We start from the raw sequence: 2930 nt of genomic DNA on the forward strand, positions 1-2930 counted from the left end.
CTCCCGCGGCCCGAGCGTCCGGCGTGGCCTGAGCGTCGCCCGCGGCCCGAGCGTCCGGCGCTGCGTCGGCTGTGGCCCCCGCGGCCCCCGCGGCCTGAGCATCCGCCCCCGCGACCTGAGCATCCGCCCCCGCGTCGGCCGCCGTCTCCCGTACCCACACCGGCTCGCGCCGCTCCAGGAACGCCGTCATGCCCTCCCGGGCCTCCTCGGAGGCGAAGAGCCGGGCCGACAGCGCGGCCAGCGGTTCGCCGTCCCGGTCGAAGGCGCGCAGCACATCGGCGGTCACCAGCCGCTTGGACTCGGCGAGGCCCTGCGGGGAGCCCCGGCGCAGCCCGTCGAGGACGGGCGCCAGCGCCTCGTCCGCGTCGCCCTCCGGGTCCGCCATCGTCACCAGCCCGATCCGGGCCGCCTCGGCGGCGTCGAACCGCTCGCCCGTGAGGTAGTAGCGGGCCGCCGCGCGGCGGTCCAGCCGGGGCAGCAGCGGCATCGAGATGACGGCCGGGGCGAGGCCGAGCCGCGCCTCGGTGAAGGCGAAGCTGGCGCCGCGCCCGGCCGCCGAGATGTCGCAGGCTCCGAGCAGCCCGAGCCCACCGGCCCGCACATGTCCGGTGACGCGTGCGACGACCGGCTTGGGCAGCTCCACGATCGACCGCAACAGCGCCACCAGCGCGGCCGCACCGGACGCCGAGGGCGGTTCGCTCAGATCCGCGCCCGCGCAGAAGGTGGTGCCGGTGTGGGTGAGCAGCACCGCCCGGACGCGGTCGTCCCGCCCGGCCGCCGCCAGCGCCTCGCGCAACTCGGTGACCAGGCGCGTCGAGAGGGCGTTGCGGTTGTGCGGCGAGTCCAGGGTGAGGGTGGCGATACCGCGCGCGAAGGCGGACCGTATGAAAGGCGTCGGCACCGCGGTGGGGTCGTCGGTCAGCGGGCGATCGGTCATGGGGCCATCGGTCATGGGGCCATCGGTCATGGGGTGGTCGAGCTCCTTTCCCTGGCGCGCAGTTCACGCCTCAGGATCTTGCCGGTGGCCGAGCGCGGCACGGTGTCCGTGAACTCCACGCGGCGCACCTTCTTGTACGGGGCCACCTGTCCGGCAACGTACGCGAGCAGGTCGTCCTCCGAGATCCGGGTCCCGGGCCGGCGCACCACATACGCCTTGGGGATCTCGTTGCCCGCCCCGTCCAGCACCCCGATCACGGCGGCGTCGGCGACGGCCTCATGGGCGAGCAGCACGGCCTCCAGGTCGGCCGGGGCGACCTGATAGCCCTTGTACTTGATCAACTCCTTCACCCGGTCCACCACATACAGCCAGCCGTCCGCGTCCACATGCCCGACGTCGCCGGTGTGCAGCCAGCCCTCGGCGTCGATCATCGCGTCGGTGTCCTCGGGGCGGCCCAGATAGCCCTTCATCACCTGCGGTCCGCGGATGACGATCTCGCCGTCCTCGCCCACGGCCAGGTCCTCGCCGGTGTCCGGGGCCACGATGCGCATCTCGGTGCTCGGAAGCAGCTTTCCGACCGTCCCCGGCGGTGCGTTCTTGGCGTCGCGCGGCACCAGATGGCAGCCCGGCGACAGCTCCGTCATCCCGAACGCCTGGAGCAGCGGCGGTACGCCGAGCCGCCGGGCGCACGCCTCCGCGAGCCGGGCGTCCAGCGGGGCCGCCGCGCTCAGCACGTACCGCACCGACGACAGGTCGTGGCCGTCCACCGCCGGATGCTTGGCGAGCGCGAGCACGATCGGCGGGGCCACATAGAGCGCCTGGGCCCGGTGCTTCTCGATGGCGGCGAGGAAGGTGTCGAGTTCGAAGCGGGGCAGCACGATCACCGTGCCGCCGTTGCGGAGCGGCGCGTTCATGAGCGCCGTAAGGCCGTAACTGTGGAAGAACGGCAGGACGGCCAGCACCCGCTCCCCCGGCTGGTTGGGGACCAGCGTCTCCACCTGCGCCAGGTTGGTGGAGACATTGCGGTGGGTGAGCATCACGCCCTTGGGGGTGCCGGTGGTGCCCGAGGAGTACGGCAGCACCGCGATGTCCTCGGCCGGGTCGATCTCCACCACCGGTTCGGGCGCGGTGCTCCTCATCATGGAGCGCAGCGAACGATGGCCGCTCGCCTCGTCGCAGACGAAGATCTCCCGCACCCCGCCCGCCCGTTCGGCGGCCTGCCGGGCCACACCGAGCAGCGCCGAGACGGTGATGACCCAGGACGCGGCCGCGTCCCGGAGCTGTTTGGCGAACTCCTCCGGCGTCGCCAGCGGATGCACCGTGGTGACCGCTGCCCCGGTGCGGGTCGCGCCGTAGAAGGCCGGTGGGTACATGATCGAGTTGGGGCTGTGCAGGGCCAGCACATCGCCCTTGCGCACCCCCGCCTCGGCCAGCGCGGCCCCGATCCGGCGGGAGGCGCGATCCAGGGCGGCATAGCTCAGAGCCGCCCCGGTCACGCCGTCCACCAGCGCGGTCAGGTCGCCGAACTCCTCGGCCGCGCGGGCCAGTACGGCGTCGTGGATGGGCAGATCGACGGGCGGGACATCGGGATACTCGCTGCGCAGCACCATGGCCGTTCCCCTCAGCTCTGATCTCTGATGGACCTACCTGTCCGTTCTGCCCAACTCGTGAGACCGGTACGGCGCCGTCCGGTACGGCCGCCGTAAGGCCGGTATGGCGCCCGTAAGGCCGTTACGACGCCGGTAAGGCCGTTACGACGCCTCCGCCCGGCTCTGGCGGCGGAAGGAAACGGTCAGTACGACTTCGGCAGGCCCAGGGTCTGGTGGGAGACGTAGTTAAGGAAACGGTCAGTACGACTTCGGCAGGCCCAGGGTCTGGTGGGAGACGTAGTTGAGGATCATCTCCCGGCTGACGGGGGCGATCCGGGCCACCCGTGCCGCCGTGATCAGCCGGGCCAGCCCGTACTCGACGGTCAGACCGTTGCCGCCAAGGG

At 72.5% G+C, this 2930-nt stretch carries 2 protein-coding genes and 1 pseudogene; all 3 read right to left on the bottom strand.

Features of this window, described 5'->3' with window-relative positions; translation table 11 throughout:
• The coding region (locus KN815_RS43375; RefSeq protein ID WP_308403704.1) for an enoyl-CoA hydratase family protein at positions 1–937 on the bottom strand (937 nt) is incomplete at its 3' end.
• Positions 938–963: 26 nt separating this feature from the next.
• Positions 964–2547 carry a 4-coumarate--CoA ligase family protein gene (locus tag KN815_RS43380; RefSeq protein WP_216347251.1) on the bottom strand — a complete coding sequence of 528 codons (1584 nt, stop codon included), beginning with the start codon at positions 2545–2547 and terminating at the stop codon, positions 964–966.
• Between the two features lie 237 nt (positions 2548–2784).
• Positions 2785–2930 (bottom strand): annotated as a pseudogene (locus KN815_RS43385) (acyl-CoA dehydrogenase); the annotation flags it as partial.

Source organism: Streptomyces niphimycinicus (assembly GCF_018883605.1).
GTDB classification, from domain to species: Bacteria; Actinomycetota; Actinomycetes; order Streptomycetales; family Streptomycetaceae; genus Streptomyces; species Streptomyces niphimycinicus.